A 14,082-nucleotide genomic window follows, 5' to 3' on the forward strand; every position below is an offset into this window, starting at 1 on the left:
CTATCTCCCTAAGTAAACATTTCAAAATATTCATTTTTTAAAGAGTCTCTTAAATTTAAAATATTAGAGATTTCAATATTATTTTGTAGAAGTATCCCTAATACATCATTCAAATTCTTATTACTAATTATTAATTCATTTTCTATTTTCAACAAATCTTTTGACTTAAGCAAATCAATTGATTTTAAATCGTTATCTGTAATCAATTTCAAAGAATCTAATGCATAAGAGTGGTATTCTATTATTTCTCCATCCTTTAAAAAAAGTATATCTTCGGTTAAATCATTTACATCATCTAAAATATGTGACGATAAAATTATTCCTTTAGTTTCAGCTAATTTTAGCAATAGAGATTTCATTTTCTTTACAGACCCTGGATCAAGACCAGAAAGAGGCTCATCCAATAAAACATATTTTGTATCTGGAAGAATCGACAACGCTATCATAGATCGGTTTTTCATGCCTAAACTATAGGTTTTAATCTTATCATTACAAAAATGTGATACATCTGTTAGGTCCATTATCTCTTTAATTTTATTTTTAGATATTCCATAGATCTTAGCAATATAATTCAAATAATCATATAAAGTCATTTCCACATCTAAAATTGTATGGTCACCTAAAAAAGTTAAATGCTTTAAAATCTCTCTATTATTAAAGTCTTTTCCGTTAATCATAATATTTCCCTTAGCTGAAAGTTTCTGAGAGATACAGTTTAGTAATGTTGTTTTACCTGCGCCATTTGGAGCTACTAGAGCTTTAATACCTCTATCTAAATCAAAAGATACATTTGTCAAAACTTTTTTATTTTCATAGTTAAAATTTAAATTTCTAATTTCAAGCATACATTTCTCCTTAATTTTTTAATGCTAAGTAGATTCAATAAAGCTGAACAAAATATAAGTATAACTAAACCTAAAAGAAAACTATATCCATTGGTACCATGATATGATCTTAGGAAACCTGAAAGGATAAAGTCGCTATCCAAGTAAGTTGTAGGTAGTATAAGAGAATATTTTGTTAAAAAGCTTATAATTATCCCAATAAGAACTATGGAAAAGTAGATTCCAATAGTAGTTTTATTATTAAAAATTAAGCTGAAAAACACTAGCAATGAGTTAATCACTAAAATTACTACGGTGGAAAATAAAGCATTTAGTAAAATGTACTTTCCAACGGAATAAAATTTGAAGCTATCTTTAAAAGTTATCGCAACAGGATAATTTAAGTATCCTATTTTATAAAATATTCCTGACAATATAAATATTAGTCCCATAATTATGAAATATATAACAACTCCAGGAATAAAACTTCCAACAAAAGCTTCTATATAACTTTTTATAAAATCTTTTTTCAAAGAGATATTGAAGACTATATGATTCTTTTTCCATAAAAATATAGAAGTGAATAAAGGAATAGTTAGTACTAATAACAAGTTTAGCTTTAGATGGTAAAAATTATAAAGATTTCCAAAGGAAGAATTATCTTTAATAGTACCATAGTCTAAATATTCTCTAAATAAATAGTCTAAACTCAAATATCTACTTGAGTCAAAGTTAGAAAATATTGGAGTTAAAAATGTATCGGGAACAGGAGCGTTCCTCTTCTCATATTCGCTAACAAAACTTTTATTTAATTTTAAAGTATTATCAGAGAAAGTCCTATCTTTTAAAAAAGGATTAAATTTCAAACTCGAATCTTTACTTAACGCGGTTTTTTCCATATAATAATATTTTTTTGGGTCATTAAATCGATTTTTAAAAGATAAATAATGATCCAGACTCATTTTTGAATCTTCTACTATAGATTTTTGAGTTTGTATTTCACCTTCTTCATAGTAATCCAATTCCAATTTGCTATCTTCATCAAGATTTTCCCTTTCCTCATCTGTTAGATTACGAGAAGAGTTGAATAATTCATGATAATTATCAAGGTTTTCTTTTTCATTATTATAGGCATTATTATAAAGTTTGAAATTTATGTTAAAGTAATGGTTGAAGTTTTCAATATATTTTTGGTTATTTAAAGAAACTCCTCGTATAAAAAGAAGGGATATTAATAACAAATATGGAAAACTTTTAACAATAGGATATTTTACATAATAATTTAAAGTAAAAGGATTTTTCAAATAAATGCCTTTTAAGTTTGACATAAAGTCTTTAATTTCAAGCTTAACAGATACAAATAAGATGATTATCGCAAAAGTAAAGCATAATACAATAGTAATAATATTTCCTCTACTCAAACTTGAAAAATTATAATTATTCAAAAGATTAAAGAGATTTAGTTTAATTAAAGAAAAGTTCAGTAACCTAGATTTTGATATCTGTTCAATTGCTATTAAAGCTGAAAAAATTAAAACCAAAACTTTAAAATATAGTTTATTTAAAAGTTTAAAAAGGAAGTTAAGAAATATTGAACAGATAGTGGTAAAAATTATGAATATTGCACCTTTATATAAAAATATATGAAATGGTTTTTCGGTGATGTACACAGTGTTTCCATTTATAATCTGTGGATTAAAATAGTAATAATCAAATTTTCCAGGTCCATCTCCAAAAATATATGTCAAGAATAGAATAAAAAACAACACACTTAAGCTAAACAAAATAAGTGTAATTATATAAAATATTAGGGCTTTAAGTTTAAGTAAAAACAAATTATTATTAAGCCTTAGTGAAATTTTGTCTTGGTTCAACATATAGGCGCCAATCAATGATAATAGTATTAAAAGTGGGAGATTAAATATTTTATTGGATTTTGAAGCAATCAATGAGTTAAAGTATACTTTATTTTCGTCAACAACTTGAAAATCATTAGATTCTAGATTATCATATCTCTTTATGACAAAGTCCATAAAGTTTGAATCGAGAATGTTATATTCTTTATCAGAAGTATCTTTATAAAGATCAATAAGCTCTCTTTGTCCTTTTACGAAATCTTCCTTATCCATATCCGATGCTGGAACAGCATCAGCAAATTTAGACGCAGGAACTTCCTCACTTGAAAAAGAGGATTGAATATATGATAACATCTCTTTTAGAGTTAAATAATAATCTATTTGTTCAATTGTTTTAGAATCTTCTTTTTTGTAGTCAGGACTAACATTTTCATATCGCCCAAAGACAATGGAGTTTAAATCATTTTGGGACAGATTTTCTTGAAGAAAATTATAGACTTCAATTTCTAATAATAAATAGACTTCGTTTTCTTTAGAAGCAAAATTATTTTTTTCTAAAGTGAACACAAAAGAACTTAAAATAACAGATATTATTAGAAGATAGATATGTATCTTGTTTTGAAAAAATCTTTTTGTAATCATAATTTCTCCTTGTTTTTCAGGATAGAGAAAATATCCTACATATTATGCTGATTAAATATTATCATAATAAGAAAAAATACAAAATAAATTGTTGAAACAAAACTGTCGAGATATCCCGACAGCTTTATTTTATTCTGTTACAAGTTCAACGTCGTCCAAATAATCTGGTAATACTAAATTATCTGGTTCGTGATCGGACTTTTTAATATTTACCGCCGCAACTTTGTATTCTGCAGTCTTTGTAATTGGATCGTAAGCGTCGTTTGTAAGCTCATTAACTGGAGACTCCCAGAAGTGGAATGTCATCCAAAGCATACCTGGTTTAACTCTGTCTGTAACTGTAACTCTTGTCCAAAGTTTTCCCCTTCTTGACTTAACTTCTATTACATCATGTTCAACAAGTCCATATTCTTTAGCGGTTATTGGATGAATTTCTGCAAGTTCACATGGTCTGATGTTGTTTAATGTATCTGACTTTCTGGTCATAACATTGTAGTGGTATAACATTCTACCTGTTGCCAGTAAGATAGGATATTCGTCGCAAACTAATTCTGCAGGGTCCTTGTGTTCTGCTGGCATTAATTTTCCAACGCCCCTTGCAAAGATACCCTTGTGTAGATATTTTGTTCCAGGATGTTTAACTGTTGGACATGGCCATTGTAGACCATTTTTGTCTATTCTTTCATAGGTCATACCTGCATAGGATACGGCAGCTTTTCTTAGGTCATTGAATACATCTTCTGATGTCTTAAAGTCAAAGCCGTTAACTCCCATTGCTTTTGCGATATCTGATATAATCTTCCAGTCAAGTCTTGCTTGTCCAGGAGGATTTACTGCTTTTCTGACTCTTTGAACTCTTCTTTCAGTATTAGTGAAAGTTCCGTCTTTTTCTGCATAGCAAGTTGCAGGAAGAACTATGTCAGCATGAGTTGCTGTAGGAGTCATAAAGATATCTTGAACAACTAAGAAGTCCAAATTGTCAAGGGCAGCCTTTACATGGTTTGCATTAGGGTCTGATAGTACTGGATCTTCTCCCATTATATACATTGCCTTGACGTTGCCTTTGTGGGCATTGTCGAACATTTCAGGAATTCTATATCCTTTATTTCTGGTTAATTTTGTATTCCAAATCTTTTCATATTTTTGGATGGTATCTTCATCGTATGCATTTGCATATCCTGGGAAGTTGTTAGGAAGTGCAGCCATATCGCAGGCACCTTGAACGTTATTTTGTCCTCTTATAGGGTTAACTCCCGCTGATTCAAATCCTACATGGCCTGTTATAAGGGCAAGGTTTGAAAGGGACATAACATTCTCTGTACCATTTGTATGTTCTGTAATACCTAATGTATAGAAGATTCCAGCCTTTTTAGATGATGTATAGATATGGGCAGCTTCAACAAGCTTGTCATAGTCTATTCCAGTTATCTTTTCAACTTTTTCTCTATCGTATTTTGAAACTACTTCTTTTAATTCTTCAAAACCTTCAACTCTTTCTTCAATGTATTCATGATCAATTAAATCTTCATCTATGATTATCTTCATAAGACCGTTGATTAAAGCTACATCAGAGCCTGAGTTTAAAGGCAACCAAACATCTGCCATGGATGCAAGTTCGGTTCTTCTTGGGTCTATTACAATAAGCTTACAGCCATTGTATTTAACAGCCCTTTTCATCTTATTACCAATAATAGGATGAGCTTCTGTTGCATTAGATCCGATTACGAAAAGCACATCGGCATTGTCGATTTCTTCAATGGAGTTAGTCATGGCTCCACTACCAAGTGTTGTTGCAAGACCTGCAACTGTAGGAGCATGTCAGGTCCTTGCACAGTGGTCAACGTTATTTGTACCAAGGGCAACTCTCATAAATTTTTGGAATGCGTAGTTGTCTTCGTTGGTAGTTCTTGCAGAAGAAAGCCCTGCAAATGCGTCTCCACCGTATTCTTCTTTTATATCTAAGAATTTATCTGCAATTGTGCTTATGGCTTCGTCCCAAGAGATAGGTACAAATTCCCCATTAACTTTTTTTAGAGGAGTCTTTAATCTGTCGGGACTATTTATTAAGTCGATATGGCTTCGTCCTTTAACGCATAGTGAAGTTCCATTAACAACGGCATCAGCAGTAGGAGTTACGCCAATTACCTTACCATCTTTAACATTTAAGTCAAAAGTACATCCAGTACCACAGAAAGGACAGGTTGTTCTAACTTTTTTATCTATTTCCCATGGTCTTGTTCCTATGAAGTGCTTGTTTATAATAGCACCTGTAGGACATACTGATATACATTGACCACATAATCTACAGTTTTCATCTGAAAGAGGTAGGTCAAAACCTGCTGCTATCTTTGAGTTAAAGCCTCTTGAAACAAAGTCTATTGCAGTGGTAACTTGTACTTCTTTACATACTCTTACACATTTACCACATAGTATACATTTTGATTGATCTCTTAAAAGTACAGGGTTTCTTGCCTCTACTTCATAGTGTTTCTTTTCTCCTTCAAAAGTTGGTCTTACATCAAATTCATAAGCCAAATTTTGAAGTTCGCAGTGGCCTGTTTTATCACAGGTTAAGCAGTCTTCAACTGGATGGTTTGAAAGTAGTAAGTCAAGTACGGTTCTCCTTGTCTTTTGAACAAGTTCTGTATTTGTCCTAACTACCATTCCGTCAGTTGCTGTAGTGCAACATGTGGCTACGAGATTTCTAAAGCCCTCTACTTCAACGACACACATTCTACAACCACCGAAGTGGGATAGGTTGTCGTCGTGGCAAAGAGTAGGGATTCTCGCGCCAGCTTGTCTACAGGCGTCAAGCAGTAAAGTGCCTTCCTTAACCTCGATATCCACTCCGTCAATATTGAGTTTTATCATATTCTCACCTTACCAAATTTCTCTATAACCTACATTTATATACATTTCTTCAAGTCTTGTCTTGTGAAGTTTTTCCATGTTTTTTAAATTTGTAAATACTTCTTTCTTTTCCTGTTCATGAGCTGAATCTCTTAAAGCGCCATACATTAGCATTGCATCTTCTTCCCTTTTTATAGCAAGAGCTATTGCATCAGGGAAACTCATGTCGACACTAAGTTCAGGAGCGTCAAGTGTTTCAGCGATTTCATAATCAACAGGTTCGCTTAGACTCATTGATTCACCTTCATTGTCCCTATAGGCTTCTAAGAACTTTTTGTGCTCAAGTTCTTCATTTGCCAAATCTACAAAGGTTTTGTGAAGGAGTTTATCTTCTATTTTATCAGCGGCTTTCATATAGAAGTCATAGGACTTTTCTTCTTCGCCGATTGCAAATTCTATAACTTTTTTAAAATCTTCTCTATTCATTTTCTACCTCATCAAGTTTGTTCATCTTTTCATAAACATTGTCTAAATTTAAAGCCTTTGCCCAAGTAACTTGTTCAAATTCGTTACCTTCATCATGGTAAAATTTCTTATATGGCTTTTCAGGAAGGTCAACATATTCAAGTTCTGTTAATAGTCTTCCCTTTAAGCAAAGAGGTCTTCCATTTTGTGGGCTTGCAGCTTCAACAGCAACGACCTTGTTTTTATCCATAATAAGTTTCATATTACAGCCATAGTCACAGGATTTACATTTAACTTCCTTAATAGTTCTTTCCCATGTTCTTCCCTTGCGGTAAGCTCTTCTGTCAACAAGAGCACCAACAGGACATTCTACAACACATCTATTACAGGAAACACAACCTGATTTTTCAAGACTTGTGTCATAGTCTGCTATTATTTTTGTAGAAAAACCTCTGTTTCCAAACTGTAAAATATTTCTATCTGGAACTACTGCACAAGTTCTAACACATCTTCCACATAGAATACACTTAGATTCGTCCCTTAAGATATATGGGCTGGAAGTGTCAGTAAACTCTGCCTTTTCGCTACCTCTCCTTGCACCATCGTGAACTCTAAATTTAACATCATATCTATATGCAAGGTCTTGAAGTTCACAATTACCATTTTTAGAACAGGTTAAGCAGTCAGACGGATGATTATCCAAGTAAAGCCTTAGTAAATTCTTTCTAATTTGTACAATCTCTTCAGTTTCCGTATGAACTACCATACCTTCAGTGGCAGGAGTTGAGCATGCTGTTACAAGCTTATTAAAACCTTCTACTTTAACAAGGCACATACGACATGAAGAAACAACTGGAAGCTCTTTGCTATAGCATAGAGTTGGGATTTTTATGCCAGCTCTTTTTGCAGCTTCTACTAAATTAGTTCCCTCTAAGACTCTCACAGGCTTATCATCAATAGTTAAACTAATAAATTTCATATTTATCACCTATTTAAAAACAATAGCTTGTTTAGGACAAACTTGTTTACAGTTGCCACACTTTATACATTTTTCTTGATCTATAACATGAAGTTTTTTAACTTCTCCCTCTATACAGTCAACAGGACATTCTCTCTTACATCTTGTACATCCTATACATGCATCAGTTATGAAGTAATTCAACAGGTTTTTACAGTGATGAGCAGGGCATGTATGATCTACAACATGGGCTTCGTACTCATCTCTAAAGTATCTTAAGGTTGAAAGAACTGGGTTTGGAGCTGATTGACCAAGACCACAAAGAGAAGATACTTTAATTATATTTCCAAGTTCTTCAAGTCTGTCAATGTCTTCAAGAGTTCCATTTCCTTCAGTAATCTTTTCTAAGATTTCAAGCATTCTCTTAGTACCTTCTCTACATGGAGTACATTTACCACATGATTCATCAACAGTAAATTCAAGGAAGAATCTTGCGATATCAACCATACAAGTGTCTTCGTCCATTACGATCATTCCACCTGAACCCATCATAGAGCCAAGAGCTGTTAAGTTATCGTAATCAATAGGAGTGTCAAGGTAGTCCTTAGTTATACATCCACCAGAAGGTCCACCAGTTTGAACTGCCTTAAATTCTTTATCATTTATAATACCGCCACCGATATCGTAGATAATCTCTCTTAAAGTTGTTCCCATTGGAACTTCTATAATACCAGTTCTCTTAATCTTTCCACCTAAAGTAAATACTTTTGTACCTTTAGATTTTTCAGTACCAATCTTGTTAAACCAGTCTGCGCCTCTAAATATAATTTGAGCCACATTTGCATAGGTTTCAACGTTGTTGATAAGGGTTGGTTTACCCCAAAGTCCTTCATTTGCAGGGAAAGGAGGTTTGTTTCTTGGAATACCTCTCTTACCTTCAATTGATTCTATAAGAGCCATCTCTTCACCACATACGAAAGCTCCAGCACCAAGTCTAAGTTCAAGTTCAAATGAGAAGTCAGTTCCCAATATATTCTTGCCCATTAAGTTGTGCTCTCTTGCTCTTTCAATACTCTTTTCAAGTAGTGCAACAGCTGATGGATATTCGGCTCTAATGTAAATATAACCTTGATGTGCACCAATTGCATAGGCTGCTATCGTCATTGCTTCAATAACTGCATATGGGTCACCTTCAAGGATGGATCTGTCCATGAATGCACCAGGGTCGCCTTCGTCAGCGTTACATATAACGTACTTGATGTCATTTTGTGCATCATGAGTGAATTGCCATTTTAAACCTGTAGGGAATCCACCGCCCCCACGACCTCTAAGTCCACTTTCTTTGATTTCGTCTATGACTTCTTGAGGAGTCATCTTAGTTAAAGCCTTTTCCAAACCTCTGTAACCGTCTAAAGCTATGTACTCTTCTATAGAGTTAGGATTTACTAAACCACAGTTTTTATGGGCGATTTTCTTTTGCTTTTTATAAAATGAGGTTTCATATATTGACTTTAAAACATCGTCAGTTAAAGTTTCTTTATAGATAAGTTCCTCTACAGTTTTTCCACCAAGTAAGTCTTCTTCAGCTATTCTTGTTCCGTCACCTTCTTTAAGATATGCATAGAACTTTCCACCAGGATATACTATTGCAATAGGACCAGCTTCGCAAAGACCAAAACATCCAACCCTTACAACGTCAATGGATTTTTCTTTTCCAGCTTTTGAAATAGCTTCACGTATTTCCTTTTCAATAACTTCTGAATGGGAAGATCTACATCCAGTATCACCACAAACAAGAACTTGTTTTTCATAAATACTGTTAACATCCTCAAAAAGATTGGATCTTAAAGCCATTTGAGGTAATGTCTTATCCTTAATTTCTAACAATTCTTTTAAGTTCATTAACTATTCACCTCTTCTTTTTCTCTATAAGAATCCAAAATCTTTTTCACATCGGAACTTTTAAGTTTGCCATAAACGTCTCCGCTTATAGTCATAACAGGTGCAAGCCCACAAGCTCCTATACATCTTGTAGCTTGAATAGAGAAGTTCAAGTCAGGAGTTGTTCCACCTACTCCAATACCTAAGTTATCACAAACTTCATTTAAAATACTTTGAGCACCCCTAACATAGCATGCGGTACCAAGACAAACTCCAATATCGTGTTTACCTTTTGGAATCAAAGAGAATTGGGAATAAAAAGTAACTACACCATATATCTCCGCAATGGGAATACCTGTCTTTTTTGAAATGATTTGTTGAATCTCTATAGGCAAATATCCAAATAAACTTTGGCCCTTATGTAGTATGGTCATAAGAGAACCCTTTTGTTTCTTCTTTTCGTCAATAAAGCCTTCAAACTCTACTAACTTTTCAGCATTTGCTTCATAGTCAAATGCAAAGTTCATAAACACCCCTCCTATATTGTGAAAATGTTTTCAAAGTAAATGCATTAATGAAACATTTATCCCCTACTCACTATACATATTATTTCACAAATTATAAAATTTATCAACTACCTTTAAGTTAATAAAGTGAAAATAATACTAATAAATTGATAAATCCTGTATAATATAAAAAGAGGTGAAATATGGAAAAGTATTTTATGGCAATAGATGCTGGTACGACAAGTAGCAGGTGTATATTATTTAATGAAAGAGGAGAAGTGAAATCAGTTTCACAAAGGGAAATAAGACAGATTTTTCCACATCCTGGATATGTGGAACAGGATCCTACAGATATATGGGCTACCCAAGTAAGTTGTTGCGTGGAAGCAATGTCAAAGCTTGGAGTAACTTGGAAGGATATTATATCCATTGGCGTTTCAAACCAAAGAGAAACTACCATATTATGGGATAAAAATACAGGGGAGCCAATTTATAATGCAATAGTTTGGCAATGTAGACGGACTGCAGATTATTGTGATGAGCTAAAAAAAGAAGGCTATACTCAGATGATAAAAGACAAGACTGGACTTGTTCCCGATGCATATTTTTCCGCAACAAAGATAAAATGGATTCTTGATAATGTTCCAGGTGCAAGAAAAAAGGCGGAGAGAGGTGAAATACTCTTTGGTACAGTTGATTGCTATTTAATCTGGAAACTAACTGGAGGAAAGGTCCACAAGACTGAGAAATCAAATGCCTGTAGAACCATGCTATACAATATAAAGGAACTCAAATGGGATGAGGAGATATTAAAACTCTTGGACATACCAAAGGAAATTCTTCCAGAAGTTGGAACATCAGCAGGAGACTTTGGATACTGTGACAAGTCATATATGGGAGGAGAGATTCCAATAACTGGAGTGCTTGGTGACCAACAGGCATCCTTGTTTGGACAAAACTGTTTCCAAAAAGGGGATTGTAAAAACACCTATGGAACAGGTGCCTTTTTACTTATGAATACTGGAGATACTCCAGTTTATTCAGACCATGGACTGGTTACCACAATTGCCTGGGGACTTGAAGACAGGGTGGACTACGCCTTAGAAGGTTCGATTTTCGTTGCAGGTTCAGCAATACAATGGCTAAGGGATGAACTTAGAATTATCGATACATCAGAAGACTCAGAATACATGGCGTCAAAGGTTGAAGACACCAATGACTGTTATGTAGTACCTGCCTTTACAGGACTTGGTGCACCATATTGGGACCAATATGCAAGGGGAGCAATAGTTGGAATAACAAGGGGAGTAAATAAATATCACATCATTCGTGCAACCCTTGAATCAATGGCGTATCTTTCAAGAGATGTTATAGAAGTAATGGAAAAAGATTTAAAGGACAAAATCCATCTTTTAAAAGTTGATGGTGGTGCAAGTAACAATAATTTTCTTATGCAGTTTCAAGCTGATATTCTTGGGGTAGATGTAATTAGGCCAAGCCTTACAGAGACTACCGCACTGGGAGCAGCTTTAATCTCTGCCCTTGGTAAGGGATATTATAAAAATCTTGACGAGATAAAGCAGACGGACATTAAAGAAGTAATATTTAAACCGAATATGAGTGATGAAATTAGAATGGAAAAAATAGAAAGATGGAGAAAAGCTGTGACATATTCTTTATCTTGGGCTAAAAAATAAGAAAATTAGTAGTATAATATATAGTGAAGTAATATTTGATTTGATAAGGAGAGGAAAAAATGGCAAAGAGTATTAAGACAAACTTAGATATAATAGAATCTCTATTATATTTTTGGCAAGCAAGTAGCGAAGGAGAAAAGACAGGAGAAGACTACATTAGATCAGTAGCTTCAATGGATGACATGAAGTATGTTTACAATGATGAGTTTACTGAAGAAGAAGCAAGAAGAGTTCTTTCTTCAATTTCAAACAGAGAGCTTTTATCTGACACTACAAAATCAGAAAGAAAATTCTGGAACAACAATATGTGGATGATGGAAGATTTAGGATTTACAGATCTTATGGTAGCACCTGTAAAGCAACTTCACTCAGACAAGTTCCTTGAAGTGGTAAACAAACATCCTAACAAAGACAGATACGAAAAAATAGAAATAGTATTTGTTCCAGGACATTTAGATGAATATTATATTGATGAAAACCGTCTAATTATAAACTTCTTCAAGATAATGGTTGACATCTTCGACAATGAAAAGATTACAATTGCAGGAAAGCCAATGGATGACTATATTGAAGAAAAATTGATAGAGCTATTAGAAAAATAAAGATTTAAAAATAAAGCACTCGGTATCAGCCGGGTGCTTTGTTAATGTAATAAAATAAGTTGATTCTACATTGACAAAAAAATATTGTGGGGTATAATAAATATAAATAAAAAGGTAGGTATTTTTATTAGGATACCCAAAAAAGTTCATAGTAGAAAGGTATTACAATAGGATTATAGGCAGTAGATATTAAAAACGGAGGACAATATGGAAATTTTAGTAGTATTTATACTTATTTATTCCCTAATAGCCATAGGCCTTGGAGGATCTCACTTATTTAAAAATAGGGATATGAAAACCCCTGAGGACAATATAATATTTCTATTGAACTTAATACTGTTGGGGATAGGTCTTATAGGTTTTGCATCAAGTATAGGAATTTTTATTCCTTAAATATTGATTATTAAAAAGCACCAGGTCATAACGCCAGGTGCTTTACTTATATATTTTTTAATTTAACTCAATATAATTTACGTCTTTATTTTTTTCAATATAGCTATCTATAAATTTCATTTTATCTACGAATCCACGATACTCTATTTCAAATACATATCTATATTCGTTAGTACCATTATTCATGATATTTTCCATAGTATAATTTTTTATTTCACTGTGGTATTCCTTTAAAAAAGTTTCCAGATTATTTCTATTAATTTTCTTTCCCTTGAAACTAATCTTTAGTCTCATTATTCCTCTATTTAGTTTTTTATGATTCAACACTGTTAGTATAAGGATTAAAAATCCACTTCCAAGTAGAGATACCACATATTCGCCATATCCTACGGCTATACATATACTTGCAACTGACCACAGTGAAACTGCAGATGTCATTCCATCGACTGTTATTTTATTTCTAACTAAAATAAGACCGGATCCTAAAAAGCCGATACCTGATATGATTTGGGCAGTAAGTCTTGCAGTATCTGCACCGATTACACCAATATATTCAGGATTTTTCATGTTCCACCTAATGGCCTCTTCTGTCATATCTACTTGAACCAAAGTTATTACACAGACACCAACTGCAAGTATCATATGAGTTCTTACTCCAGCTGATGAGTGTTTTTCTCTATCAAGTCCAACTATAAATCCTATTAGTGAACATATTAAAAGTCTTAAAATAATTTCTGTTGGGGTTAGTACTACATCCATTTTTATCCTCCTTTGTTTTATATTATAATAGTATCACAAGTTAAAGGCTAAATTGTATAATATTTAGTAAAACCCTATGATTTTATAAAAAGAGATATAGAAAATATCTAACTTGAGTATAAATTCTCTTGTTTACTTTAGTCACATAGTTTTATTGATTTGCCTGTTCTAAATCCTTTATATTATCTACAGCAATCATAGTTGCGACAATTAGTTCTTCAAATTCTTCATTGACTATATTTAAGGTGTAACAGTCTCTAAGTCTAAAAAATCCTTTTTCAATATATCCAATTAGCTCTTCGTCTTTTAGAATTTGAAAATCGAGGAAGAAAACATCTCCTTCAATTCTAATATTTTCAGAACAAGGTAACACATATATTGATTTTTTGAAAAATGCCAATTGTTTTTGTAAGGTAATCTTCTTTTTATTTGGAAAAGTTACGTTATACTCTGGAAGGAAGAAACTAATTTGTTTTTCTATTGTCGTAACTTCGCCGGTTTTATTATTGGTAATTTCAAAATATTTTTTTAAAAATCGAAATTCTTCATCAACATTATAAACAGGACTTTCATTTTCATCAAAGATTTCATAGTGATCTTCTATTTTAAATATCTTTTGCTCTAAGTAAAGCTTTTTCATAATATCCTC

12 protein-coding genes are annotated in these 14,082 nt (G+C 32.8%); 3 read left to right on the plus strand and 9 right to left on the minus strand.

The genetic code is table 11. The features are described from left to right. Positions 1–8 precede the first annotated feature (8 nt). From BN2746_RS00435 to BN2746_RS00470, 7 genes are all read right to left on the minus strand, one after another. Positions 9–845 (minus strand): ATP-binding cassette domain-containing protein, encoded by an 837-nt coding sequence (locus BN2746_RS00435; protein WP_055077898.1) that lies wholly within the window; start codon positions 843–845, stop codon positions 9–11. Beyond that, positions 824–3,322: a hypothetical protein gene (locus BN2746_RS00440; protein WP_055077899.1), complete on the minus strand. Its 2,499-nt coding sequence runs from the start codon at positions 3,320–3,322 to the stop codon at positions 824–826. The genes BN2746_RS00435 and BN2746_RS00440 overlap by 22 nt, the downstream gene beginning before the upstream one ends. Before the next feature lie 129 nt (positions 3,323–3,451). Beyond that, positions 3,452–6,193, minus strand: a complete 2,742-nt coding sequence (gene fdhF / locus BN2746_RS08915; protein ID WP_082420154.1) for a formate dehydrogenase subunit alpha — start codon at positions 6,191–6,193, stop codon at positions 3,452–3,454. A gap of 9 nt (positions 6,194–6,202) precedes the next feature. Continuing rightward, positions 6,203–6,658, minus strand: coding sequence for a ferritin family protein (locus tag BN2746_RS00455; protein ID WP_055077902.1), 456 nt, complete (start codon positions 6,656–6,658; stop codon positions 6,203–6,205). Further along, complete coding sequence (locus BN2746_RS00460; RefSeq protein WP_055077903.1) at positions 6,651–7,616, minus strand: 2Fe-2S iron-sulfur cluster-binding protein; 966 nt, start codon at positions 7,614–7,616, stop codon at positions 6,651–6,653. The genes BN2746_RS00455 and BN2746_RS00460 overlap by 8 nt, the downstream gene beginning before the upstream one ends. Positions 7,617–7,625: 9 nt before the next feature. Next, a complete protein-coding gene (gene nuoF, locus BN2746_RS00465; protein ID WP_082420155.1) occupies positions 7,626–9,497 on the minus strand; it encodes an NADH-quinone oxidoreductase subunit NuoF in 1,872 nt (623 codons plus the stop codon). Further along, entirely contained in the window at positions 9,497–10,003 is a 507-nt protein-coding gene (locus BN2746_RS00470; protein ID WP_055077904.1) for an NADH-quinone oxidoreductase subunit NuoE family protein, read from the minus strand. Before BN2746_RS00470 ends, nuoF begins: the two co-directional genes overlap by 1 nt. Positions 10,004–10,185: 182 nt before the next feature. Between BN2746_RS00470 and glpK the strand changes: the two genes are divergently transcribed. The 3 genes from glpK (at position 10,186) to BN2746_RS00485 (ending at position 12,674) form a co-directional block, all read left to right on the plus strand. Then, the gene (gene glpK, locus BN2746_RS00475; protein WP_055077905.1) at positions 10,186–11,679 is read left to right on the plus strand and encodes a glycerol kinase GlpK; all 1,494 of its coding nucleotides are present in this window, start codon (positions 10,186–10,188) and stop codon (positions 11,677–11,679) included. A 59-nt stretch (positions 11,680–11,738) separates the two neighbouring features. Further along, complete coding sequence (locus BN2746_RS00480; protein WP_055077906.1) at positions 11,739–12,281, plus strand: TDE2712 family protein; 543 nt, start codon at positions 11,739–11,741, stop codon at positions 12,279–12,281. A gap of 207 nt (positions 12,282–12,488) precedes the next feature. After that, positions 12,489–12,674 (plus strand): hypothetical protein, encoded by a 186-nt coding sequence (locus BN2746_RS00485; RefSeq protein WP_055077907.1) that lies wholly within the window; start codon positions 12,489–12,491, stop codon positions 12,672–12,674. A 57-nt stretch (positions 12,675–12,731) separates the two neighbouring features. Here the strand turns inward: BN2746_RS00485 and BN2746_RS00490 are convergent, their stop codons facing one another. After that, entirely contained in the window at positions 12,732–13,433 is a 702-nt protein-coding gene (locus tag BN2746_RS00490) for an MgtC/SapB family protein (protein WP_055077908.1), read from the minus strand. A 151-nt stretch (positions 13,434–13,584) separates the two neighbouring features. Further along, positions 13,585–14,073, minus strand: a complete 489-nt coding sequence (locus BN2746_RS00495; protein WP_055077909.1) for an LURP-one-related/scramblase family protein — start codon at positions 14,071–14,073, stop codon at positions 13,585–13,587. Positions 14,074–14,082: the final 9 nt, after the last annotated feature.

This window comes from Lagierella massiliensis (assembly GCF_001407835.1).
GTDB lineage: Bacteria > Bacillota > Clostridia > Tissierellales > Peptoniphilaceae > Mediannikoviicoccus > Mediannikoviicoccus massiliensis.

What these genes read in the sequence shown, in the direction of transcription:
- BN2746_RS00455 (WP_055077902.1), bottom strand. Translation starts at nt 6,658, where the DNA reads ATGAATAGAGAAGATTTTAAAAAAGTTATAGAATTTGCAATCGGCGAA.
- BN2746_RS00470 (WP_055077904.1), bottom strand. Translation starts at nt 10,003, where the DNA reads ATGAACTTTGCATTTGACTATGAAGCAAATGCTGAAAAGTTAGTAGAG.
- BN2746_RS00485 (WP_055077907.1), top strand. Translation starts at nt 12,489, where the DNA reads ATGGAAATTTTAGTAGTATTTATACTTATTTATTCCCTAATAGCCATA.
- BN2746_RS00460 (WP_055077903.1), bottom strand. Translation starts at nt 7,616, where the DNA reads ATGAAATTTATTAGTTTAACTATTGATGATAAGCCTGTGAGAGTCTTA.
- BN2746_RS00435 (WP_055077898.1), bottom strand. Translation starts at nt 845, where the DNA reads ATGCTTGAAATTAGAAATTTAAATTTTAACTATGAAAATAAAAAAGTT.
- nuoF (WP_082420155.1), bottom strand. Translation starts at nt 9,497, where the DNA reads ATGAACTTAAAAGAATTGTTAGAAATTAAGGATAAGACATTACCTCAA.
- BN2746_RS00440 (WP_055077899.1), bottom strand. Translation starts at nt 3,322, where the DNA reads ATGATTACAAAAAGATTTTTTCAAAACAAGATACATATCTATCTTCTA.
- BN2746_RS00490 (WP_055077908.1), bottom strand. Translation starts at nt 13,433, where the DNA reads ATGGATGTAGTACTAACCCCAACAGAAATTATTTTAAGACTTTTAATA.
- glpK (WP_055077905.1), top strand. Translation starts at nt 10,186, where the DNA reads ATGGAAAAGTATTTTATGGCAATAGATGCTGGTACGACAAGTAGCAGG.
- BN2746_RS00480 (WP_055077906.1), top strand. Translation starts at nt 11,739, where the DNA reads ATGGCAAAGAGTATTAAGACAAACTTAGATATAATAGAATCTCTATTA.
- BN2746_RS00495 (WP_055077909.1), bottom strand. Translation starts at nt 14,073, where the DNA reads ATGAAAAAGCTTTACTTAGAGCAAAAGATATTTAAAATAGAAGATCAC.